Source organism: Psychroserpens luteolus, assembly GCF_021032705.1.
Taxonomy (GTDB): domain Bacteria; phylum Bacteroidota; class Bacteroidia; order Flavobacteriales; family Flavobacteriaceae; genus Psychroserpens; species Psychroserpens luteolus.
In genome coordinates this window covers 967,123-989,642 of record NZ_JAHVXI010000001.1, presented here as the reverse complement: position 1 = coordinate 989,642, position 22,520 = coordinate 967,123, and the positions used below count along the sequence as shown (strand labels likewise).

At 33.7% G+C, this 22,520-nt stretch carries 19 protein-coding genes; 13 read left to right on the top strand and 6 right to left on the bottom strand.

The genetic code is table 11. The annotated features are described in order from the left end of the window. The first annotated feature begins 42 nt into the window (after window positions 1-42). Together brnQ and KWG70_RS04435 are read left to right on the top strand one after the other, a co-directional pair. Window positions 43-1,365: a branched-chain amino acid transport system II carrier protein gene (gene brnQ, locus KWG70_RS04440; protein ID WP_230934771.1), complete on the top strand. Its 1,323-nt coding sequence runs from the start codon at window positions 43-45 to the stop codon at window positions 1,363-1,365. Next, window positions 1,362-2,582, top strand: coding sequence for an AbiH family protein (locus KWG70_RS04435; protein ID WP_230934770.1), 1,221 nt, complete (start codon window positions 1,362-1,364; stop codon window positions 2,580-2,582). The genes brnQ and KWG70_RS04435 overlap by 4 nt, the downstream gene beginning before the upstream one ends. A 38-nt stretch (window positions 2,583-2,620) precedes the next feature. Here KWG70_RS04435 and KWG70_RS04430 read toward each other — a convergent pair whose 3' ends face one another. Both KWG70_RS04430 and KWG70_RS04425 read right to left on the bottom strand, forming a co-directional pair. Beyond that, window positions 2,621-3,913, bottom strand: a complete 1,293-nt coding sequence (locus KWG70_RS04430; protein WP_230934769.1) for an aminopeptidase P family protein — start codon at window positions 3,911-3,913, stop codon at window positions 2,621-2,623. A 97-nt stretch (window positions 3,914-4,010) separates the two neighbouring features. Next, window positions 4,011-4,595 carry a Crp/Fnr family transcriptional regulator gene (locus KWG70_RS04425; RefSeq protein WP_230934768.1) on the bottom strand — a complete coding sequence of 195 codons (585 nt, stop codon included), beginning with the start codon at window positions 4,593-4,595 and terminating at the stop codon, window positions 4,011-4,013. Between the two features lie 133 nt (window positions 4,596-4,728). Here KWG70_RS04425 and KWG70_RS04420 point away from each other — a divergent pair, with 133 nt between their 5' ends. Beyond that, window positions 4,729-6,537, top strand: a complete 1,809-nt coding sequence (locus tag KWG70_RS04420; protein ID WP_230934767.1) for a T9SS type A sorting domain-containing protein — start codon at window positions 4,729-4,731, stop codon at window positions 6,535-6,537. Between the two features lie 68 nt (window positions 6,538-6,605). Here the strand turns inward: KWG70_RS04420 and KWG70_RS04415 are convergent, their stop codons facing one another. Together KWG70_RS04415 and KWG70_RS04410 are read right to left on the bottom strand one after the other, a co-directional pair. Beyond that, entirely contained in the window at window positions 6,606-6,908 is a 303-nt protein-coding gene (locus tag KWG70_RS04415; RefSeq protein ID WP_230934766.1) for a hypothetical protein, read from the bottom strand. Window positions 6,909-7,046: 138 nt separating this feature from the next. Then, the gene (locus KWG70_RS04410; RefSeq protein ID WP_230934765.1) at window positions 7,047-8,312 is read right to left on the bottom strand and encodes a hypothetical protein; all 1,266 of its coding nucleotides are present in this window, start codon (window positions 8,310-8,312) and stop codon (window positions 7,047-7,049) included. A gap of 211 nt (window positions 8,313-8,523) precedes the next feature. Here KWG70_RS04410 and KWG70_RS04405 point away from each other — a divergent pair, with 211 nt between their 5' ends. The 10 genes from KWG70_RS04405 to KWG70_RS04360 all read left to right on the top strand — a co-directional run bounded on the left by KWG70_RS04405 (window position 8,524) and on the right by KWG70_RS04360 (window position 21,394). Continuing rightward, complete coding sequence (locus tag KWG70_RS04405; protein WP_230934764.1) at window positions 8,524-9,570, top strand: sensor histidine kinase; 1,047 nt, start codon at window positions 8,524-8,526, stop codon at window positions 9,568-9,570. Beyond that, window positions 9,570-10,280 carry a LytR/AlgR family response regulator transcription factor gene (locus KWG70_RS04400; protein ID WP_230934763.1) on the top strand — a complete coding sequence of 237 codons (711 nt, stop codon included), beginning with the start codon at window positions 9,570-9,572 and terminating at the stop codon, window positions 10,278-10,280. Before KWG70_RS04405 ends, KWG70_RS04400 begins: the two co-directional genes overlap by 1 nt. A gap of 102 nt (window positions 10,281-10,382) precedes the next feature. Next, entirely contained in the window at window positions 10,383-13,226 is a 2,844-nt protein-coding gene (locus tag KWG70_RS04395; protein WP_230934762.1) for a VPS10 domain-containing protein, read from the top strand. A 38-nt stretch (window positions 13,227-13,264) separates the two neighbouring features. Further along, a complete protein-coding gene (locus tag KWG70_RS04390; RefSeq protein ID WP_230934761.1) occupies window positions 13,265-14,134 on the top strand; it encodes a hypothetical protein in 870 nt (289 codons plus the stop codon). A gap of 207 nt (window positions 14,135-14,341) precedes the next feature. Further along, window positions 14,342-15,577 carry a hypothetical protein gene (locus tag KWG70_RS04385; protein WP_230934760.1) on the top strand — a complete coding sequence of 412 codons (1,236 nt, stop codon included), beginning with the start codon at window positions 14,342-14,344 and terminating at the stop codon, window positions 15,575-15,577. A gap of 96 nt (window positions 15,578-15,673) precedes the next feature. After that, on the top strand, window positions 15,674-16,366 hold the full coding sequence (locus KWG70_RS04380) for a succinate dehydrogenase cytochrome b subunit (RefSeq protein ID WP_230934759.1): 693 nt from the start codon (window positions 15,674-15,676) through the stop codon (window positions 16,364-16,366). Window positions 16,367-16,381: 15 nt separating this feature from the next. Next, window positions 16,382-18,379 carry a fumarate reductase/succinate dehydrogenase flavoprotein subunit gene (locus KWG70_RS04375; RefSeq protein WP_230934758.1) on the top strand — a complete coding sequence of 666 codons (1,998 nt, stop codon included), beginning with the start codon at window positions 16,382-16,384 and terminating at the stop codon, window positions 18,377-18,379. Between the two features lie 36 nt (window positions 18,380-18,415). After that, entirely contained in the window at window positions 18,416-18,778 is a 363-nt protein-coding gene (locus KWG70_RS04370; protein WP_230934757.1) for a hypothetical protein, read from the top strand. 12 nt (window positions 18,779-18,790) lie between these two features. After that, window positions 18,791-19,537 carry a succinate dehydrogenase/fumarate reductase iron-sulfur subunit gene (locus KWG70_RS04365; RefSeq protein WP_230934756.1) on the top strand — a complete coding sequence of 249 codons (747 nt, stop codon included), beginning with the start codon at window positions 18,791-18,793 and terminating at the stop codon, window positions 19,535-19,537. Window positions 19,538-19,621: 84 nt separating this feature from the next. Continuing rightward, complete coding sequence (locus KWG70_RS04360; RefSeq protein ID WP_230934755.1) at window positions 19,622-21,394, top strand: MutS-related protein; 1,773 nt, start codon at window positions 19,622-19,624, stop codon at window positions 21,392-21,394. A gap of 136 nt (window positions 21,395-21,530) precedes the next feature. Here KWG70_RS04360 and rpmA read toward each other — a convergent pair whose 3' ends face one another. Together rpmA and rplU are read right to left on the bottom strand one after the other, a co-directional pair. Continuing rightward, the gene (gene rpmA / locus KWG70_RS04355) at window positions 21,531-21,791 is read right to left on the bottom strand and encodes a 50S ribosomal protein L27 (RefSeq protein ID WP_204344633.1); all 261 of its coding nucleotides are present in this window, start codon (window positions 21,789-21,791) and stop codon (window positions 21,531-21,533) included. Window positions 21,792-21,830: 39 nt separating this feature from the next. Then, on the bottom strand, window positions 21,831-22,520 hold the full coding sequence (gene rplU, locus KWG70_RS04350; RefSeq protein ID WP_230934754.1) for a 50S ribosomal protein L21: 690 nt from the start codon (window positions 22,518-22,520) through the stop codon (window positions 21,831-21,833).

Here is a 22,520-nt window from a genome sequence, read left to right as displayed (position 1 = left end):
AAGTATTTACTATATTTGACAGCAACCTTAAAAATAATTTCATTGAATTCTAGAAAAGAACTTTTCATTACTAGCTTTGCCTTATTCTCACTTTTTTTCGGTGCTGCTAACTTATTGCTTCCTCCTCTTTTAGGTTATAATGCAGGAGAAAATTGGATTTGGGTGGCTATTGGTTTTATGATCACAGGTGTCGTTATTCCTATAATTGGGATTTTGGCTCATGCAAAGCTACAAGGAACACTATACGATTTTGGGAAGAAGGTCTCACCACAATTTAGTCTCATTTATTGCATACTTATTTATGTTATATCTATTGCTATTCCGTCGCCAAGAACAGCTTCAGCTACACATGAAATTGCTATTCATCCAGCATTTGGAACGAGTCCATTATTAACAAGTTCTATCTATTTTATACTCGTTCTAGTTTTTGTTCTTAATAGATCTAAAATATTAAGTTTTGTAGGTAAGTTTTTAACACCATTAATTGTAATCATGCTATTAATGGTAATTGGTATAGGTTTATTTTCTTCTGAAATGACCACAAACGTATCTCAATTTAAAACACCTATTGTAACTGGAGTTCTAGAAGGCTATCAAACTTTTGACGCTATTGGTGCCGCAGTTGTTGGAGCTTTTATAATTATATCTGTTAATATTAGACATAAAGGAAGTTTTGAAGAGAAGAGGGCACTCATTGCTAAATCAGGTTGGGTTGCTGGATTTGGATTGTTTATGATTTATGCTGGTTTAATTTCGGTTGGCGCCTATTATGGTTCTGAGATCATTATAAATTCAGAATTAAGTGATGATATGCAACGTGCTAACCTACTAAGAGGAGTTAGTATTGCTGCTTTAGGCACTTTTGGAAATACCGTTTTAAGTATTTTAATTTCTTTAGCTTGTTTTACAACGGCTGTAGGTATTATTGCCGGAACTGCAGATTATTTTAAAGGTTTACTTGGTAATTCACATTCTGTTTATGTCGCAACATCAATTATTAGCTGCGTCCTTGGTGTCGTTATTGGTCAATTAGATTTTCACTCTATTATCGTTATTGCTTTTCCAATATTACTTTTTGTTTATCCTATTACTATTGTTCTTATTATTCTTAATGTGCTTTCAAAACGATGGTCGTCGCCTTTAATGTTTAGAGCTGTTGTAATTGTCACGTTCTTATTTAGCATTCCAGATGCTGTTGGATTTATACGTAACGCTATGGGTTATGAAAGCCCTTCAGAAATTTTGAATACGCTTATTGATTATATTCCGTTAGCTAAACATCAATTAGGATGGGTATTACCTGCTTTGTTAACTTGTTTGAGCGTAGGTTTGTTGTCTTATAAAACTAATTCAATCGAATCATGAATAGACTTTTCATAATTGGTAATGGTTTTGACTTAGCCCATGGGCTTCCAACTTCTTATAACAACTTTATAGATGATTTTTGGACAAATCTAAAGCTAAATTATAAGAAAGAGTTTATTAAAAACTTCGTAACAATAAATGAATTACATAATGGTTTTTTGAGTCTCAATAAAATAAACTCTTTTGAAGATTTAATTTCGAATATTGAAATGCATGCTTCAGATCGAGGCAATTATTATGATGCAAGAAATTACAAATATTACTATGACAAAACAAGAAGTAATATTCTCTTCAACATTAAAAACGACTTCTTCAAAACAATAAATATTAAGAAATCAATTCAAAATTGGGTTGACATTGAGAACGAGTATTATAAAGAGCTTAAAAAAATTGCAAAATCTTCTGAAAGGAGATTGGAAAATGATAAAAAACTTGTAGAAAAGTTAAACATAGAGTTTAATGAAGTTAAAACTTTACTGGAAAAATATTTAACAGAAAAGGTGCAAAAAAAATTTGACCTTAACAAGACACCAAGCAATAGAAAATGGATTGAGATTTATAATGTTTTTAAACCTATTAATCATATGGAAACTAATTTAAATGAAGAATTTACAGATCCAAGTGATAAGACATCATTAAACAGGTTACTTAGAACTCAAAAGAGAGGCTCAATAGAAACCTTTTCTCTTTTACTGAATTTCAATTATACCACCTCTATTGGACCATATTTTGGTTTCTTAAGGCAAGAAGGTTTTAACGCGTCAACATGTTATATTCATGGCAGATTAAATAGTGAAGAAAATTTGATGAATTTTGGCTTTGGAGATGAAATGGATGAAGATTATAAATCAATTGAAAACATTGATGATAATGAATACTTAAAATATTTTAAGTCTTTCCAATATTTACAAAATAAAAATTACAACTCATTACTAAATTACATAAATGGTGAAAAATTTCAAGTATGTATTTTAGGCCATTCTTGTGGTTTATCGGACAGAACGCTTTTAAACACTATTTTTGAACATAAAAACTGTCGCTCTATAAAGGTTTTTTATCACCAAAATGGCGATTGGGATAATTATACAGATATTGTTCAAAATATTTCAAGACATTTTAATGATAAAAAAATAATGCGAGAAAAGATAGTTCCAAAATCTTTATGCAAACCTTTACCTCAAGAGGCTAGTTTCGATTTAAAAACTAAAGAAGCCTAAAACAATTGTTCTAAGCTTCTCAATTTATTTATATCAATTTAGCTATTCATAATCTCTTCAATCTCATCAGCTTCAATTGGGATATTTCGCATAAGGTTAAATGGTTCACCTTGCTCTTGAATCACAACATCATCTTCTAAACGAATACCAAAGCCTTCATCTGGAATATAGATACCTGGCTCTACTGTAAACACCATATTAGCTTGCATTGGCTCTGTTAAAATACCATAGTCATGTGTGTCTAATCCCATATGATGAGACGTGCCATGCATAAAATACTTTTTGTATGCTGGCCAATCTTTATTTTCATTTTGAACATCGGCTTTATCAAGTAATCCAAGCCCTAGTAATTCTGAAGTCATTAATTTTCCAACCTCAACATGATATTCAGCCCAAAGCGTTCCAGGTACTAATAATTTTGTGGCATCGTTCTTAACACGATTCACAGCGTTATAAACAGCTTTTTGTCTTTCGGTAAAACGACCAGATACTGGAATTGTACGTGACATGTCACTACTGTAGTTTGCGTATTCTGCTCCAACATCCATTAAAATTAAGTCACCTGCTTTACATTGCTGATTGTTTTCAATATAATGTAACACATTAGCGTTGTTACCTGAAGCAATAATTGGTGTATATGCGAATTTTTTTGAGCGATTTCTTAGAAATTCATGCATAAATTCAGCTTCAATGTCGAACTCCCAAACATCAGGTTTTACAAAATTCAACACACGACGAAATCCCTTTTCAGTAATATCACAGGCTTGCTGCAACAAGTCTAATTCAATTTGATCCTTTACCGAACGTAATCGCTGTAATATTGGGTTGCTCTTAGCTACAGTATGTGCCGGATATTTATCCTTTAACCATTTTGTGTAGCGATCTTCGCGCGTTTCAGTTTCAACAGATGCTCTATAATGCTCATTGGTATTAATATAAACCGTATCACATTGAGTCATGAGCTCAAACATGATTTTCTCCATATCTTGAAGCCAATATACAGTCTTAATTCCGCTAGTTTTAAAAGCAGCATCCTTTGTTAGTTTTTCGCCTTCCCAAACAGCTATATGCTCGTTAGTTTCCTTTAAAAATAAAATTTCTCTATGCTTTTCTTTTGGGCAATCTGGAAATAGCACTAAAACACTTTCTTCTTGATCTACGCCACTTAAATAGAAAATATCGCGATGCTGTTCAAAAGGCATTGTACTGTCGGCACTTATAGGGTAAATATCATTTGAATTAAAAACCGCTAGACTACTAGGCTTCATTTTTGACATGAAATTTTTTCGATTTTTGATAAAGAGTTGACTATCTATTTTATGATATTTCATAAGATTGTATGTTTTGTATTCCTAAGCTTTAGGAACAATGAATACTTGTTTTTCCAAAAATAATTAAACAAAAATGTATTTACCCAGCCAAATGGCGTTAATTTATATTTTTACGTATTCTGCTCATGTGTCTAGAAGATATACCTAAGAATGAAGCAAGATAATGCAGTGGCACCTGTAACAACAATTCGGGATCATTACTCAGTAATTTTTTATAGCGTTCTTCAGGAGAAAGTGTTAGTAGGTCAATACGATAATCATCTATAAGATAAATTTGATTCTCAATAAGATTATAATAAAACCTATTAAAGGCGTCATTGTTTCTAAGTAAATATTTGAAGGTTTCAACTTTAATTACCCAAAGATCACAATCACTAATAGCCTTAATATTTTTTCTAGACGGGATTGCATCTATAAAACTTTTTAGAGCCGAAGTACATGAATTCTTCATGGCTAAATACGTTGTTTTATCTTCGCCTTCAACATCAATTGAATGTTGCAAAACACCTGCTTCTACAAAACAGAAATAATCACAAACCTCACCTTCCTTGACAAAAAATTCGTTCTTAGCTAATCTGAGCTTTTGAAAAGATGTCAAAATTTCTGAAATAGACGCATCAAAAATATCATTGTTTATGATAGATCTTAAATAAGCTTCAAAATTTGTTTTAGACACGTACATCTAATGTATTGATATAATAAATCTTAAGAATTGTAAAAGTAAATAGATTAAATAATATTTTGGGTTTATCGACAAATTGCTATATTTGTCCGTTGAAATACATATTTCACTCTAATAAACCTAAATCTACAACATGAAAAAAACTACACTATCTACTGTGTTATTAACAGTATGTTTATCATTAATGATGGTAAACACCTCTATTGCCCAAGAACTTTTATATGAAGTTCCGCTAAATACACAGGTGCAATCGTCTTCAGATATTATTGAAGGAAAAGTTATCTCAAAAACATCATTTTGGGATGATAATCAAAAAAATATTTTTACAGTTAATACTGTTGAAGTCTACAAAATATTTAAAGGACAAACGATTACTCAAATCATAGAAGTTATTACTCCTGGTGGAACTGTTGGTTCAGAATCTGAGGTCGTGACACCTAGTTTAAGTCTTGAGGTTGGTGATATTGGTGTTTTTATGCTTCATAATAATGATATTGCAATAACCAACGGAACTGCTCAAAATAAATTTAAGCCTTTTGCCTCATCTCAAGGATTTTACAAATACAATCTTAAAGAAAATACGGTACACAATCCTTTTCAAGCAAAAGAAGGTATTACGGATATCTTTTATAATCAAATTAGAAGTTTGACTAATAATACTGCAATTGTTGAAGTTTCAGATTTTAATGTTGATACTATTCTCGAGAATAATACCGCTAACAGAAATGTAAATGGTGCGACATCAATAACAAGCTTTTCTCCTACAACTTTAAATGGAGGTGTAAAAGATCAATTAACAATTACTGGTGCTGGCTTTGGAGCTACAGAAGGTACTGTAGAATTTAGAGATGCAAATGCTGGTGGTGAAGATAATATGGGAACACCTGTTTATTTTGCCGCTCTTTCTACTCAAATTATAAGCTGGTCAAATACTGAAATTGTAGTAGAGGTTCCTTCTAGAGCAGGAACTGGAGATATTAGAGTAACTACTAATGGTGGTGGCTCATCTGACGTGTCTAGCCAAACATTAACAGTATTTTATTCGCAAATAAACCCATCTAATGGAACCAATGCCTTTTCGTCTCAGCATTTTGACACGAATGGAAATGGTGGATATACTTGGCAAATGTTCACAGATTTTGATGCCGATGCCGATGCCAAAGCGTCATTCTTAAGAGCTTTTGATACTTGGGTTTGTACAACTGGTGTGAATTGGGAAATTGGAGCAGTTACAACAACAGATGAGGTTGCAGCCGATGGTATAAACATCATTCGTTTTGACAATGGGACCGAATTGCCAGAAGGTGTTTTAGGTCGTTGTACATCTCGATTTGGAACATGTGGTGGATTTGATGCTGTTGTTACAGAACTTGATATCGTTTTTAACGATGTGTTTACAGGAAGTTTATCTGTACTCTCTTGGGAATTTGGCCCAGATACTGCTACAGGTTTTGAAGTAGATTTTGAAAGTGTTGCTGTGCACGAATTGGGACATGGTCATCAATTAGCTCATATTATCGATGCAGGAGAAGTGATGCATTACTCCATAGCAAATGGACAGAACAGTAGAGACCTTGGTGCTAGTGATCTTGCTGGTGGAACAGATGTTATGGACCGAAATGTTGCAATACCTGTATGCTCTCAAACTTTAATGACCTATTCTGCATGTTCAACTTTAGGTGTTGACGACAATGAACTGGCAGAAAATATTTCAATTTATCCAAATCCAGTAAAGCATAATTTGAATATTCGCAATGCTCCTAGTATTGAATTAGAGCATGCAACGATATATGATGTTAGAGGAAGACGTGTTCTTTCTAAAAGTTTAAGTACTTCAAACACTTTAAGTACTATAAATGTAAGTGAACTACAATCAGGTGTTTACTTTATTAAATTAAAAGTAGACAATACTACTATTAGTAAAAAGTTTATTGTTGAATAAAACAATTTCATAAAATAAAAAAGGCGTTCAATAATTTATTGAACGCCTTTTTTATTATGCTCACAAAGTTATTTACTACCCATAGCACTCTTTATCATTCCCACTATTGCCATGAGAACACCTCCACCAACACCACCACCAGCAACGCTACCAAGTATACTAGGTAAATCCATACTAGCTGAGGCTTCTGCAGCTTCTGCGCCTCCTAGTCCTAACATTCCTAAAAGTTGACCGCCAAGTCCTCCTCCAAGAAGTCCTAAAATTGAGTTACCAAGCGTTCCTAAAGAAAACTTTTTCATTAGCGATCCTGCAAGGTTTCCACCAACTGCACCACTGACGAGTTGGATAATTAAGGGTAAATACTCTTCCATTTTAAATAAAGTTATTAGTTAATATTTTGAAAAATAACGATTTTTTTAGTTAAAAAATTGAATTATAATTTATTTAATTAACATTTTTATTGGAAATCAAGCAATTTAAAATGGTTTTTAGCAGGGTGCTTTTAAATATTATTTTGATCTATTTGGTATAGGATCTTCATCTGCAGGCAATAAAAGCTGATAATCATAACCATAGATTAAATTTTTTAATTTGTGATACTCTCCTGTTTTTGGTAATTGGATTTCATTATTATCTATGGCTTTTCTTATCGCTTTCAAATCAACAATGGCCCAAGTATCTTGTTTAGCTAATGGAAAAAATACTTGATAGCGTTTAAACCCTCTTTTATATCTTTCAAAGTTATTGACAAGCTTTCCATCTTTACCTTTTTCATAAGGTCTCCATGAATTAATAACAGTTGCAACCGTTCCATTTTTTTGTGCTAATGATTCTACTAATTCACCTATATCATAAGCGCCATTAGAGAATGTCTTTTTAGCATGGAGACTACCTATCTTTGTAAAAACTTTTGGTCGTTTTTCTGTTTTTGATACTTCGTTATAATGAGTCATGAAATTATTACGCATATAACTTATACGGTCAACATGAGAATCATTTCTCCAATTTATATATATATCCCAGCTAATTTTTAAATCTTTAATAAGTGCTTGCGCTTTTTCATTTGACTTATCAAATGCATTAAAATAGTTTACAACTGCTGTTTCTTTTTTAATTACATCATAAGCGTTATCAATTTCGTTTTTAAATTCAGCTAGAAAATGTTTATACATAATAGCTTTTGCTTGATTTTCTAGAGATTGTATATCATCATATTTTGAGCTCCCTCTCGCTGTTTTAGTTAACTCGTCCATTAAGAAAAAAGCTGAAAAATAGAACTCCTGATCTAAACCCCAAAGTTGCATATTGCGACTACGTGCTTCTTTTAAAAATTCAGCATCAGAAGTACTTGTAAAAAAAGGAATTGGTTCGGCAACTTCTTCGCCTTGCACCACAGTATATTTAGAATAAAATGCCTTTAGGTTTTCAACAGTTTTGGATGCTGGACTAGACAACTCGGTAAGCTTAGCCGCTGAATGAGGGCCAACTTCAATAGCAAAATATTTAAATCCAGAATCAAATAGTAAAGGAATAAATGCCTTATTAAATATTGATGTTTGCTCTGAACCATGCATTTCGCCATAAACTACAAACTGAGATTGACTTGCAATATCTTTCAATACAGATTTACCTTCACCAGAAATTGTATTGTTTTTAATTGTAAAATAAGAAGTATGCAAGCTTAAAAACTCGGTATCTAGTGTAGGTGTTTCTTTTTGCGCTTTTGCAGTATGACCTATGCATACAATAAGTAAGAGTATGATTATTTTTTTCATGAGATAAAATTTTAAGTTAAACTTTACCGTAATATTATTACTATATGCTTTCAGGAAATTTATAATCTGACATCCTAAGGTATAGATTATGCCAATGCCTTGTTTTATTCTATTTTTGAAAATGTCTTGTAAAAACATATGTAGATATAAGAAAATGCGCCGTTCATATAATTATACAAACTACTGTACAGAATGGTCTTAAATTCGTAGTATGCGATTATCTAAAGAACTTAAATACAACATCATTTTTGGGTTTTTACTCATCTTAATAGGACAAACTTGGGAATATTCTAATGATTTAATTTTTAACCAAGGTAGGACGTCTTGGTTTAAACCTGGGGCTGTTATACTATTCTTTACTTATAATATTGCTTACTTTTCAGTTTATCTTTTAAACTATTTGGTCTTTGCACCTCGTTTTTTAAAACCTAACAAAATAGTACAGTACTTATTTTCATTTGTCATAATGACTTTATGTTTTGCTATTGTTAGATTTTTTTTAGAAGAAATTTTAATTTTAGAACTCTTCAATTTTCATAATTACAATCTAAACAGACCAAACATTGTAGCCATTTACCTGACAGACAGTGCGTTATACGCCTCAAGACCATGCTTATTTAGCAGTCTTATGTTTTTGTTTTTTAGATTCACAGAAAACAAATCCAGAATACATCAATTAGAACTACAACATCAAGAAGCACAAATGGCAATGCTAAAATCTCAAATAAGTCCACATTTCTTATTCAATACCTTAAATGGATTTTATTCAGAGTTATATGATAAACAACCAGAAACAGCCAATGACATTCTAAAACTTTCTAAATTATTAAGATATGTTACTTATGATGCTAAAGACAATTATATGCCTTTGTCTAAAGAAATCTCTTTCATTGAAGATTATCTTTATTTTTTTAAAAGGAGATATGAGGACGAGTTTTTTGTAGATTTATCAATAGAAGGAAAAGTAAGTAACCAAAAAGTTCCATCACTAATGCTCATCCATTTTATCGAAAATTTATGTAAGCATGGTATTATTAACGATTCAAAGCAACGAGCGACTATTAAAATTAATGTTAGCGATGAGTATTTGGAAATTCAAACAAAAAATGAAGTAAACCCTTCTGAAAACTATATGGATAAAGGCATTGGTTCAAACAATATTAAAAAACGTTTAAAGCTATTATTTGATAACAACTACATATTGAATACCAAACACAAGAACAACACTTATCTAGCTTATCTAAAAATTCCCATTTGATGCAACAGTTAAAATGTATTATTATAGATGATGAACCTGCAGCTGTAAGATTGCTCGAACGGTATGTGCTTGATGTGGCCTTTTTAAAATTACAAAAGACCTTTACTAAACCACTAGAAGCTCTAGCATTTCTAGAGTCCACCACCATAGACTTAGTATTCCTAGACGTACAGATGCCTCAAATTACAGGTATTCAACTATCAAAAATTATTGCATCTCATACTCAAATCATATTCACAACAGCTTATTCTGAATTTGCACTAGATAGTTATGAAGTAGCAACAGCTGATTACCTACTGAAACCATTTTCTTTTGAACGCTTTTATAAAGCTGTTTTAAAAGCGCAAAAACAATATGCAAAACCTTTCAAAACAGAAGAAAATGAGGATGCTTTTATTTTTATTAAAACCGATGGGAAACATAATTTCAATCGTGTCTTTATTGAAGAAATACTATTTATAGAAGGTTTAAAAAACTATGTTTCAGTACAACTAAAGAATGAACAAATTATAACATACAGCACGCTCAAACACTTATCTGAAAGATTACCTAATGCACAGTTCATCCAAATTCATAAGTCCTATATTATTGCCTTATCACATATAAATAAGATCGACAATGACACTGTTTGGATACAGGAAAAGCAATTGCCTATTGGTAATACTTATCGTAAAAAATTCTTTGATGCCATTAATAAAAGACAGCTCTAAAATTCTTTAAACATACACCGTATTAAAGCGTTAAATACAATTGAAAACTATCATTGTTATTTAAAAAAATGGTAATTTCATGCCAATAAAATTCTAACCAATATGTTTTATTCACGATTTCTTTCGCTTACACTTATTTTAAGTGCAATTACAGTAGCTGCACAACAACCTTCAACTTCATCTCAAATTGTAGATAAAGCACTCGCTCAAAAAGAACAACTCACTAAAACATCATTAGTAAAAAACGTTGTTTTTGACAATATAGGTCCTACAGTAATGAGTGGTCGAGTAACAGATCTAGATGTTAACCCAGACAACCCAACCGAATTTTATGTGGGCTATGCTTCTGGAGGTGTATGGCATACAAACAATAACGGAACAACATTTCATCCAATACTAGACACATCAAATACTCAAAATGTTGGAGATATTGCCGTTGATTGGAAAAATGGAACAATTTGGGTTGGTACAGGAGAAAACAATTCATCCCGATCAAGTTATGCTGGAATTGGAATTTTAAAATCTACAGATAATGGAAAGACATGGCAGAATATGGGTCTCAAAGATTCTCATCATATCGGTCGTATTTTAATAAACCCAAACAATCCAGACCATGTCGTTGTTGGTGTAACTGGTCACTTATATTCTCCTAACCAAGAACGTGGTATTTACAAAACCACTGATGGCGGAAAGACATGGTCTCAAAAATTATTTGTTGATGATATGAGTGGGATTATAGACGTACAACGTGATCCAAATAATTTTAATTTGATGTTTGCTTCTTCGTGGACCAAAGATCGAAAAGCTTGGAATTTTGATGGTAGTGGAAATAATTCTGCCATCTATAAAAGTACAGATGCAGGGAATACATGGACAAAAGTCTCTACCGAAAAAAGTGGTTTCCCAACGGGTCAAGGTGTTGGGCGAATTGGCCTAGCAGTTTTTGATGATACTATTATTTATGCTATTCATGACAGTCAGTTTCGTAGACCTTCTGAAACAAAAAAAGAAGCTTCTAAAATGTTGTCTAAAGACGATTTTAAAACCATGTCAACCGAAACATTTTTAGCTCTAGATAATAAAAAGCTTAATACTTATTTAAAAATGAATGGGTTTCAAGAAAAATATCGAGCAGATAATGTCAAACAAATGGTACGTAGTGGAAATGTTAAACCTATCGACCTCGCTAAATACTTAGAAAATGCAAACTCACTGCTGTTTGACACTCCAGTAATTGGCACCGAAGTTTACAAAAGTACGGATGGCGGAATAACTTGGAAAAAGACACATGACAACTATTTGGATGGCATCTATTATAGTTATGGCTACTATTTTGGACATATTTATGTGGCTCCAAATAATTCTGATAACATTTACATCTATGGTGTGCCTATCGTAAAATCTAAAGATGGTGGAAAAACGTTCAAATCTATAAGTGCCGAAAATGTTCATGCCGATCATCATGCGCTTTGGATTAATCCTAAAAACCCTAATCATCTTATCAATGGTAATGATGGTGGTGTTAATATTACCTATGATGACGGTGAGAACTGGATTAAAAATAATTCACCTTCAGTTGGTCAATTTTATGCTATAAATGTTGACAATGCTCAACCTTATAATGTCTATGGAGGTTTGCAAGATAACGGCGTTTGGGTTGGTGCCTATGGTTCAAGAGAAAACAAAAGGTGGCATCAAAGTGGTCAATATCCGTGGAAAAGTATTATGGGTGGTGATGGTATGCAAATTCAAATTGATAGTAGAGATCACAATGTTGTTTATACTGGGTTTCAATTTGGAAACTATTTCAGACTTAATTTAGAAACTGATGAGCAAACCTATATTCAGCCAAAGCATGAATTAGGCGAAAATCCATACCGCTTTAATTGGCAAACTCCTATCTTATTGTCACCACACAATCAAGACATTTTATATCTAGGCGGTAATAAACTTATGCGCTCAATGAATCAAGGAACTAATTGGACAGCCATTAGTGACGATCTTACTAATGGTGGGAAAAAAGGCAATGTGGCCTACGGAACCTTAACTTCAATAAGTGAATCGCCATTTCAGTTTGGATTAATCTATACAGGAAGTGATGACGGATTAGTTCATATCACTAAAGATGCTGGTGGAAGCTGGGGAAATATTTCCAATACATTCCCTAAAGATCTTTGGGTAAGCCGAATCGTCGCTTCTCAGCATAAAAAAGAACGTGTTTATGTGACACTTAATGGGTATCGCTGGGACGATTTTAAAGTCTATGCGTATATGAGTAATGACTATGGAAACACATGGAAAGATATAAGTTCTAATATTCCTGCTTCTCCAGTAAATGTGATTAGAGAAGATTCTGAAAACGAAAATGTGTTATATCTAGGAACCGATAATGGTGCTTATGTTTCATTTAATCAAGGTGTGAGCTGGGAAGCCTTTAGTAAGGGATTTCCAAATGTGGCCATTCATGATATTGTAGTGCAACCAGATGCTAAGCATTTACTTTTAGGAACGCATGGAAGAAGTATTTATAAAACTGATATTTCTCCTCTACAACAAATGAATGATCAGATGATGTCTAAAGCTGAGACCTTATTTAAGGTTAACGACATCAGATTTTCATCACGTTGGGGAAGTTCTTTTAGCCAGTGGTCTGATCCATATGAACCATCAATCGACATAAGCTTCTTCTCTAATAGTACAGAAGGAAAAACAATTAAAGTACTTTCAGAAAATGGTACTTTGCTGAACGAGATGACAATTAATGCCGATAAAGGTTTTAATTATACAACTTATGATTTGACACTTACCGAAAAAGGGAGAAAAGCATTACTAAAAGAAAACTCTAGCATCGATATTAACAAAGCACAAAATGGTAAATACTATATCCCAAAAGGGAAGTATACCATTCAAATTGGCAAAGAAAAAAGAATGTTCGAAGTAAAATAAATTATTGGGTTAGGAGTTATACTAAAAACTCTTAACTAATGAAATCATTCAAATGTATTTGTGTTTTGACATTATGCTTGATCTTGTCTTGTGGTAATGATCAAGACAACATAAGCCAACCTACAACGCCGAATTTAGTCATCAAATTAAAATTTGATCCAACACAAGAGCGTTTAGGTAATCTTGGACAACCTGTATCTGTGGCTAATGGTAATGCAGCACAATCGCCAACAATAAACCAAATGAGTGCCAATTATATTGAGTTTGCTCAAACGGCTACAACAGCTTTAGGCACTGGCGAAATCATTTTTGAAGGTTTCGAAACTTCAGCAGGAGGTTCTCAGGCCATCGATTTCCAAAATGCCCTTTTTGCTGGTGACAACGAGGTCTTTTTATCTGTTCCATTAAACAGTATTTCAGCAGGAAACTACGAATGGGTTAGAGTGTCTCTAGCCTATCAAGAAGGGACTATAGACGTATTTGTAAATGGTCAAGATATTTCAGGAACCTTAGCCAGTTTTGTTGGTTACAATTCATACATCACCTCTTTTGACCTTAATGGTTCAGCGATTGACGTTAACGGAAATCGAGCACAAGGGTTTTGGGCATTTGAAGCCTTAGGTTTTACTTCTCAAGGTCAAGCTCCTGAAGGTGCAACGACAGTTCCAAACCCATTATTTAGTTCGTCTCCAATTCCACAAGGTTCATGTGTAGTTACAGGTGAATTTGAAAATGGATTAACCATTTCTGGAAATGAAACTGAAGATGTTGTAGTTACATTATCCTTCTCAATTAATAATAGTTTTGAGTGGACCGAAGTAAATGTAGATGGAAAGTACGAACCAGAAGCAGGAGAACAAGTTGTCGATATGGGATTAAGAGGATTAATTCCTAATGTAGAGAATTAAATAAAGAACCGGTCTTCAATATGACCTAAAAAACTAAGTATTTTAGAAAGACTTGACATTTCTTTTGCAATTTTTTGACATTATTTAATTAAAACCTGTCTAGTTTTACATTCAAAATATAACAATCATAAAAAAAACTTAAAATCGCAACGCGACCACACTATTAAATTTTAATATTCAATATTTGCAACCTAACTATCACAAATTATGCTAAAGTCCGCCTTTTTACTACTAGCATTGTTTATCTCTTCTATTGCCTTTTCGCAAGATGAGCCGAGCGATGACCTAAAAATATTTCTCGATTGTAATGTTTGTGATAACACCTACATGAGACAAAACCTAGGTAACGTACAATTTGTTAGAGATCAAGACCTTAGTGATGTACACTTATTTTTTGTCACTCAAAGAAATGGAAGTGGAGGACGTTTATACGAAATTGACTTTATTGGGAAAAATGAGTTCGAAAACATCAATTATAAATTAGAGTTCTCTACAGATTCTAATATGACACGTGATGATGTTAGACGACGTACTTTAGAATACATAAAATTAGGGTTAGTCCGATTCTGGATTGCTAATGATAATATATCAAGCGTTAGCGTTTCTGTTCCTGGCCCTGAAACCGAAACCGAAGATAAGCCTGAGGTAGATCCATGGAATTATTGGGTATTTAGAGTTGGAGCTAATGGCTTTTTTGATGGTCAAGAATCTAATAAGTTCAGCCGATTAAATTTTAACCTTTCGGCAAGACGAGTAACAGAAAAAAACAAGTTCTCATTTCGTGCAAATTTTGGTGAAAACAAATCAACATTCACATTTGATGGTGAAGACATTGTCGCAATAAACAATAACAAATCTTTAAATGTTAGTGATGTCATAAGTATTAATGATCATTGGTCTTATGGAATCTTCGGAAATATTGGAACCTCAACATTTAGTAACTATGACCTATTTTGGCGATTAAGACCAGCTTTGGAGTATAACTTTTTTAGATATGCTGAATCTGCAAAAAAGCAACTGATTTTATCGTATAGAAACGGACTAGTATTCAATAATTATATTGAAAGATCCATATTTGCAGAAGACAAAGAACTCTTGTTTCAACATTCTTTTTTATTAGGAGGAAGTTTTCGTCAAGAATGGGGAAATATAAATGGAGAAGCCTCATTTAATCAATATCTACACGATACAGAATTACATTCATTCGGATTCTTTTTAGGCGCTAACATTCGTGTATTTAAAGGGTTTAATTTTAATGTAAGTGGTAGTTACAGAATTACAAGAGACCAAATCAATCTTCCTGCAGGCGATGTATCGCTTGAAGAATTATTACTTCAACAACAACAACTACAATCCGGTTATAACTACTTTGTAAGTCTAGGCTTTAGTTATCAATTTGGATCGATTTACAATTCTATTGTCAATCCGAGATTCAACTTTTAATTAAACCCATTCTAAATAACTAAAATAGAAGCTAAAATTTGTAGCACATACCTGTGAACCTTATCTTTGTAGTACAAATAATTAACTACAATTATAATGAGCGGAATTTTAAATTCGTCGATAGGAAGAAAGTTTGCCATGGCGCTTTCGGCACTCTTCCTCATGTTTTTCATTTTACAACACTTTGCAATAAATATCCTTTCGGTATTCAATCCAGATACATTTAACGAGGTATCACATTTCATGGGTACTAATCCGTTAGTACAATATGCCTTGCAACCTGTTTTGATTATTGGTGTCATCTTCCATTTTGTTATGGGGTTTGTATTAGAGATCAAAAATAGAAATGCAAGACAGATTAGCTATGCTAAAAATAATGGTGCTGCTAATTCATCATGGATGAGTAGAAACATGATTTGGAGTGGAGGGTTTATCCTTGTATTCTTGATAATTCACTTTATCGACTTTTGGTTTCCAGAAATTAATACAAAGTATATTCTTGGAGACATGTCTGGTAGAATAAATCCAGAAGACGTCACAAGTGCGTTTAGATATCATGAAGAGTTAGTTCACAAGTTCGAGCCTATCTGGCGCGTCGCTTTATACTGTCTAGGTTTTGTATTCTTAGCACTTCATTTATTACATGGTTTTGACTCTGCATTTCAATCGGTCGGAGCAAATAATAAATACACAAAAGGTTTAAAAGGGTTTGGAAAATTCTATGCAATCGTTGTTCCATTAGGATTTATTTTCATTGCGTTATTTCATCACTTTTCTTTTTCTCATTAAAAAACACATCTAAATATGGCTTTAGATTCTAAAATACCAAAGGGACCACTAGCAGACAAGTGGACCAATCATAAAAACACAATAGACCTCGTTAATCCTGCAAACAAACGTAACATTGATGTTATTGTTGTTGGAACAGGTTTAGCAGGAGGTTCTGCTGCCGCAACGCTTGCCGAGCTCGGTTATAATGTAAAAGCATTTTGTTTTCAAGATTCTCCAAGACGTGCGCATTCTATTGCAGCTCAAGGAGGAATTAATGCAGCAAAAAACTATCAAGGCGATGGTGATTCTACCTATCGTTTATTTTACGACACTGTGAAAGGTGGTGATTACCGCTCGCGTGAAGCCAATGTCTATCGTTTAGCTGAAGTATCTGCAAATATTATTGACCAGTGTGTGGCACAAGGTGTTCCATTTGCTCGTGAATATGGTGGTTTATTAGACAACCGCTCATTTGGTGGTGTATTAGTATCAAGAACGTTTTATGCTGCTGGTCAAACAGGGCAACAATTATTACTAGGTGCTTATTCGGCTATGAACCGTCAAATTGGTCGTGGTAAAATAAAAATGTACAATCGCCATGAGATGTTAGATGTGGTCATTGTAGATGGAAAAGCAAGAGGTATTATTGCTCGTAATCTAGTCACTGGAGAAATTGAAAGGTATTCTGCTCATGCTGTTGTATTAGGTACTGGAGGTTATGGTAATGTATTTTTCTTATCTACCAATGCTATGGGAAGTAATGTGACTGCAGCATGGAAAGCACACAAACGTGGTGCTTATTTTGCTAATCCATGTTACACTCAAATTCACCCAACATGTATCCCTGTTTCTGGAGATCACCAATCAAAATTAACCTTGATGTCTGAATCATTACGTAATGATGGACGTATCTGGGTTCCTAAACATAAAAAAGATGTAGAAGCAATTCGTGAAGGAACATTAAAACCGACACAATTAGCTGAAGAGGATAGAGATTATTACTTAGAACGTCGTTATCCTGCCTTCGGAAATTTAGTGCCTCGTGATGTTGCCTCAAGAGCTGCTAAAGAGCGATGCGATGCTGGTTATGGTGTAAATGCCACTGGTGAAGCTGTTTACTTAGATTTTGCTTCGGCATTTATGCGCTACGGAAAAGAGCAAGCCCATGTTAAAGGTCTAGACGAAAATGATGAGGCGCTTGTTAAAAAATTAGGACAGGAAATCGTAAAGAACAAGTATGGAAACTTATTCCAGATGTACGAAAAAATTGTAGATCAAAATCCTTACGAAACGCCAATGATGATTTATCCTGCTGTACATTATACTATGGGAGGTGTTTGGGTAGATTATAATTTACAAACTACAGTTCCAGGATTGTACTGCATAGGAGAAGCTAATTTCTCAGATCATGGTGCTAACCGTCTTGGTGCCTCGGCATTAATGCAAGGTCTAGCCGATGGTTATTTTGTATTGCCTTACACTATTGGTGATTATCTTGCTGATGATATTCGTACTGGAAAAATTTCTACAGATACCAAAGAATTTGATGAAGCCGAAAAGAGCGTCATTGATAATATTAACCATTTGATCAATAATAGCGGAACGCATTCTGTTGATCATTTCCACAAACGTTTAGGAAAGATCATGTGGAATAAATGTGGAATGGCTCGTAATGCCGAAGATCTAAAATCTGCTATTACAGAGATCGCCGAGTTAAGAGTTGAATTCTGGAAAAATGTTAAAGTACCAGGTACAGATCAAGAATATAACGAAGAATTGGCAAAAGCATTACGCGTTGCAGATTTCTTAGAATTAGGTGAATTATTTGCTAAAGATGCGTTATTAAGAGAAGAGTCTGCTGGAGGGCACTTTAGAGAAGAATATCAAACAGGTGAAGGTGAAGCCATGCGTCGTAAAGAATTTCAATATGTGTCTGCTTGGGAATATAAAGGAGAACCAAAAGATGCTGTACTCCACAAAGAGGACCTTATATACGAAAATATTGAAGTAAAAGAAAGAAGCTACAAATAAAACGTAATCAAACACTAACCAGCTAAATTATAAACAATGAATACTAATATTAATACCTTAAAATTAAAATTAAAAAGAATTGATCCAGTAAAGTATGCAGTAGTAGTCACATTAGTATATCTACTGATTCTGTTAATAATATATGTTCCTTTTCTTTTATTAGGGTCATTAATAGGTGGCTCAAATGATTTAGCGGCTGGTGCGGCAATGTTAGGCGGCGGAATATTAGGTATTATTTTTATGTTAGTTATTGCGGGAATATTTGTTTTTATAATCACTATAATAGCGTGTTCTCTTTTAAATTTTATCTTAAAGAAAACTGGTGGTATAGATATCGATTTTGAGAAAACGGGTTTAGAGATTTCTCAAATAGGTAAAGACCATAGAATAGAACAATAAAAAACACTTGTTATGAATTTAACATTAAAAATATGGCGTCAAAAAAACGCCAACGACAAAGGGAAAATGGTAGACTATCAAATTAGTGATGTCTCTCCAGATATGTCTTTTTTGGAAATGCTGGACGTTTTAAATGAAAGTCTGGTTGCCAAAGACGATGAACCTGTGGCTTTTGACCACGATTGTCGTGAAGGAATTTGTGGTATGTGCTCTCTATACATCAATGGAGAAGCTCACGGGCCAGATAGAGGCATTACAACATGTCAATTGCACATGAGGAAATTTAAAGATGGTGATACTATTTACATCGAGCCATTTAGAGCAAAAGCCTTTCCTGTAATAAAAGATTTAATTGTTGATAGAAGTTCTTTTGATCGCATCCAACATGCAGGAGGATTCATTTCTGTAAATACCTCTGGAAATACAATTGATGCCAATGCAATTCCTATAAACAAACATGATGCAGACGATGCCTTTAGTGCAGCAACTTGCATTGGTTGTGGTGCATGTGTAGCAACCTGTAAAAACTCGAGTGCCATGCTATTTGTTGGTGCAAAAGTGTCTCAATTTGCCTTATTACCACAAGGTCAAGTTGAAGCTACAGATCGTGTATTAAATATGGTAAAACAAATGGATGAAGAAGGTTTTGGTAACTGTACCAATACTGGAGCTTGCGAAGTAGAGTGTCCTAAAGGAATTTCTTTAGAAAATATTGCACGTATGAACCAAGAATATTTAAAAGCATCACTTAAAGGTTAAACTAACCAACCACATTCTAAATATATTTTAGCCCAAGTTGTAACGACTTGGGTTTTTTTGTTTCTTTATACCTCAAATTAAACTATGAATAGTCCAACATCATTTTATACCTCTCAATTAGAAAAGCATAAGGCCGAAGCTGCTTTACTTCAAAAGCGACTCATCGTATTGAGCACCTTACGTTTATTAACATTTATAGCATCTGCAAGTGCCGTGTATATCGCGTTTCCTAATTGGCAGATGGCTACTGTTTTAGGTCTTATCGGACTAGGCATTTTTATCTTTTTCTTGTCTAGATATACCGATACAAAAGCAAAGCGCCAACTCCATAGAGCATTAGTTTCAATAAACGAAGAGGAGTTAAAAATTGCATCAGGAGATTTTTACCATAGGGATACAGGATCTACGTTTCAAGAGCCAAAGCATTTTTATAGTTTAGATATTGATCTCTTCGGAAAAGGCTCTTTTTTCCAATATCTTAATAGAACGAGTTCTTCAGAAGGCGAACAACAACTGGCCAAAAGCTTAAAAGCCAATACTATTACCCAGATTGAAAAACGCCAAGACGCCATAAAAGAACTGTCTCAAAATCCCGAATGGATTCAACTATATGCAGCCACTTCAAGTTTAATTACCACCGAAACGCCTGCACCAAAAATTATTGATTGGTTAAAAACGCATAAAACTTATATCCCAAAGCAAATGAAATGGATTCCATGGGTGTTTGCGTCTATTTCCATAGGACTATTGACTCTAGCTATATTAAAAATCTTAGATATTAGTGTGTTTGGCTATTGGATTTTTGTTGGTTTAGTAATAACCGGACGCTATTTAAAAAACATCAATAACCTTGCTTCTAATTCTGATAAAACAAAAGATACATTTAAACAATATGCTTCATTGTTACTTCAGATAGAAAACAAAACGTTTACCTCCGAGTTACTTCAGAAGAAACAAAAGAAGATTCAATCTGAAAATAAAAAAGCTTCTGTCATTTTCTCAGAATTCTCAAAACACTTAGATGCACTTGATAACAGAAACAACCTCATTTCGGCAATTTTTGGAAATGGCTACCTCCTATCTGATATTAAAAATGCCTATAAGGTCGAACAATGGATTTCAACTTATGCGCATAAAGTAGAAGATTGGTTTGAGGTCGTTTCATTTTTTGATGCCTATAACAGCTTAGGAACATATACGTTTAATCACCCAGAACATGTGTTTCCAAAAATAACTCAAAATCAATCTGTGATTAAAGCGACTCAACTTGGTCATCCTTTATTAAATAGATCCAAGCGTGTTAGCAGCGATGTCACTATTAACGATCAAGAGTTTTTTATTGTGACTGGCGCCAATATGGCTGGTAAAAGTACCTTTTTGCGAACGGTGTCCTTGCATATTGTCATGGCAAATGTAGGTTTACCAGTATGTGCTGCGTCTAGTGAATACTCGCCTGTAAAACTCATTACCAGTATGCGAACGAGTGATTCTCTAACCGACGATAGTAGTTATTTCTTTTCAGAATTAACACGCTTAAAGTTTATTGTAGATGCTATTGATAAAGAACCGTACTTTATCATTCTAGATGAAATTTTAAAAGGAACAAACAGTACCGATAAAGCTATTGGTTCCAGAAAATTTGTTGAGAAACTCGTTGCTGGAAATGCGACTGGTATCATTGCCACTCACGATTTAAGTCTTTGTGAAATTTCCGAAGAATTAGATGACGTCAAGAACTATTACTTTGATGCTGAAATCGTCGATGACGAATTGTATTTTGACTACAAATTCAAAAAGGGGATTTGCCAAAATATGAATGCGAGTTTCCTCTTGAAGAAAATGGAGATTGTGGATTAGTCTTCAATAATAATTGGTGAAACTTTACAGACCAGTTGAGAGATTTCATATAACCATAATAGCATCTTAATATTGCAAAAACAAAAAACCCATTCTCAATGAGAATGGGTTTTTATATTATTGTATAAAATTCAAATTAAGCTTCAAACGGCTCAATAGACACAAAAGACTTACCATCTTTTTTCTTCGTGAATTTTACAACACCATCAACTTTAGCGTGTAAAGTATGATCTTTTCCGCCATACACATTTTCACCTGGGTGATGTGTATTACCTCTTTGTCTTACGATAATGTTTCCAGCTATTGCAGCTTGTCCACCAAAAATCTTAACACCTAAGCGTTTCGATTCTGATTCTCTACCGTTTTTAGAACTACCTACTCCTTTTTTATGAGCCATTGTCTTAAGGTTTTATATTGTTATACTTAAGTGGTTTGCTTACGCTTTACCACCATCTAATTCGTCTTGTAATTTCTTTAACTCATCCCACTTACCATCTGCAGCTAATTTAGCTTGCTTTGGCCAAGTATCAGTCACGTGATTTCCACGAACACCTGCGATGATTTCAGAAATTTGAGCTGGTTTAGCTTTTGCTAAATCTGCGAAAGTTACAATTCCTCCTTCAACTAAAGTTGAGGCGATTTTTGGTCCAATACCTTCGATTTTCTTTAAATCGTCAGCTTTTCCTGTTGCTTTTTTAGCAGCTGCCTTTGGTGCAGCTTTCTTAGCTTCAGTTTTTGGAGCAGCAGCTTTTGCTTCTACTTTTTTCGGTTCAGCTTTTTTAGTTTCTTTCTTTGGAGCGGCCTTTTTTGCTCCAGAAGCTACGATGCTTTCGATTACGATTTCAGATAAAGATTGTCTGTGTCCATTTTTTACACGGTAACCTTTTCTTCTTTTCTTTTTGAAAACTATCACTTTATCACCTTTAAGGTGCTTTAAGACTTTTGCACTTACTTGTGCTCCGTCTATAGCTGGGGCGCCTAAAGTTACATTGTTACCATCTCCTATTAAAAGAACGTTATCGAAAGAAACTTTCTTACCTTCTTCTGTTGCTAAACGGTTAACAAAAACTTTTTGGTCTTTTTCAACTTTAAATTGATGCCCTGCTATCTCTACAATTGCGTACAT

What these genes read in the sequence shown, in the direction of transcription:
- rplU (WP_230934754.1), bottom strand. Translation starts at nt 22,520, where the DNA reads ATGTACGCAATTGTAGAGATAGCAGGGCATCAATTTAAAGTTGAAAAA.
- KWG70_RS04395 (WP_230934762.1), top strand. Translation starts at nt 10,383, where the DNA reads ATGTTTTATTCACGATTTCTTTCGCTTACACTTATTTTAAGTGCAATT.
- KWG70_RS04405 (WP_230934764.1), top strand. Translation starts at nt 8,524, where the DNA reads ATGCGATTATCTAAAGAACTTAAATACAACATCATTTTTGGGTTTTTA.
- KWG70_RS04425 (WP_230934768.1), bottom strand. Translation starts at nt 4,595, where the DNA reads ATGTACGTGTCTAAAACAAATTTTGAAGCTTATTTAAGATCTATCATA.
- rpmA (WP_204344633.1), bottom strand. Translation starts at nt 21,791, where the DNA reads ATGGCTCATAAAAAAGGAGTAGGTAGTTCTAAAAACGGTAGAGAATCA.
- KWG70_RS04380 (WP_230934759.1), top strand. Translation starts at nt 15,674, where the DNA reads ATGAGCGGAATTTTAAATTCGTCGATAGGAAGAAAGTTTGCCATGGCG.
- KWG70_RS04400 (WP_230934763.1), top strand. Translation starts at nt 9,570, where the DNA reads ATGCAACAGTTAAAATGTATTATTATAGATGATGAACCTGCAGCTGTA.
- KWG70_RS04375 (WP_230934758.1), top strand. Translation starts at nt 16,382, where the DNA reads ATGGCTTTAGATTCTAAAATACCAAAGGGACCACTAGCAGACAAGTGG.
- KWG70_RS04360 (WP_230934755.1), top strand. Translation starts at nt 19,622, where the DNA reads ATGAATAGTCCAACATCATTTTATACCTCTCAATTAGAAAAGCATAAG.
- KWG70_RS04430 (WP_230934769.1), bottom strand. Translation starts at nt 3,913, where the DNA reads ATGAAATATCATAAAATAGATAGTCAACTCTTTATCAAAAATCGAAAA.
- KWG70_RS04415 (WP_230934766.1), bottom strand. Translation starts at nt 6,908, where the DNA reads ATGGAAGAGTATTTACCCTTAATTATCCAACTCGTCAGTGGTGCAGTT.
- KWG70_RS04410 (WP_230934765.1), bottom strand. Translation starts at nt 8,312, where the DNA reads ATGAAAAAAATAATCATACTCTTACTTATTGTATGCATAGGTCATACT.
- KWG70_RS04385 (WP_230934760.1), top strand. Translation starts at nt 14,342, where the DNA reads ATGCTAAAGTCCGCCTTTTTACTACTAGCATTGTTTATCTCTTCTATT.
- KWG70_RS04370 (WP_230934757.1), top strand. Translation starts at nt 18,416, where the DNA reads ATGAATACTAATATTAATACCTTAAAATTAAAATTAAAAAGAATTGAT.
- KWG70_RS04435 (WP_230934770.1), top strand. Translation starts at nt 1,362, where the DNA reads ATGAATAGACTTTTCATAATTGGTAATGGTTTTGACTTAGCCCATGGG.
- KWG70_RS04420 (WP_230934767.1), top strand. Translation starts at nt 4,729, where the DNA reads ATGAAAAAAACTACACTATCTACTGTGTTATTAACAGTATGTTTATCA.
- KWG70_RS04365 (WP_230934756.1), top strand. Translation starts at nt 18,791, where the DNA reads ATGAATTTAACATTAAAAATATGGCGTCAAAAAAACGCCAACGACAAA.
- KWG70_RS04390 (WP_230934761.1), top strand. Translation starts at nt 13,265, where the DNA reads ATGAAATCATTCAAATGTATTTGTGTTTTGACATTATGCTTGATCTTG.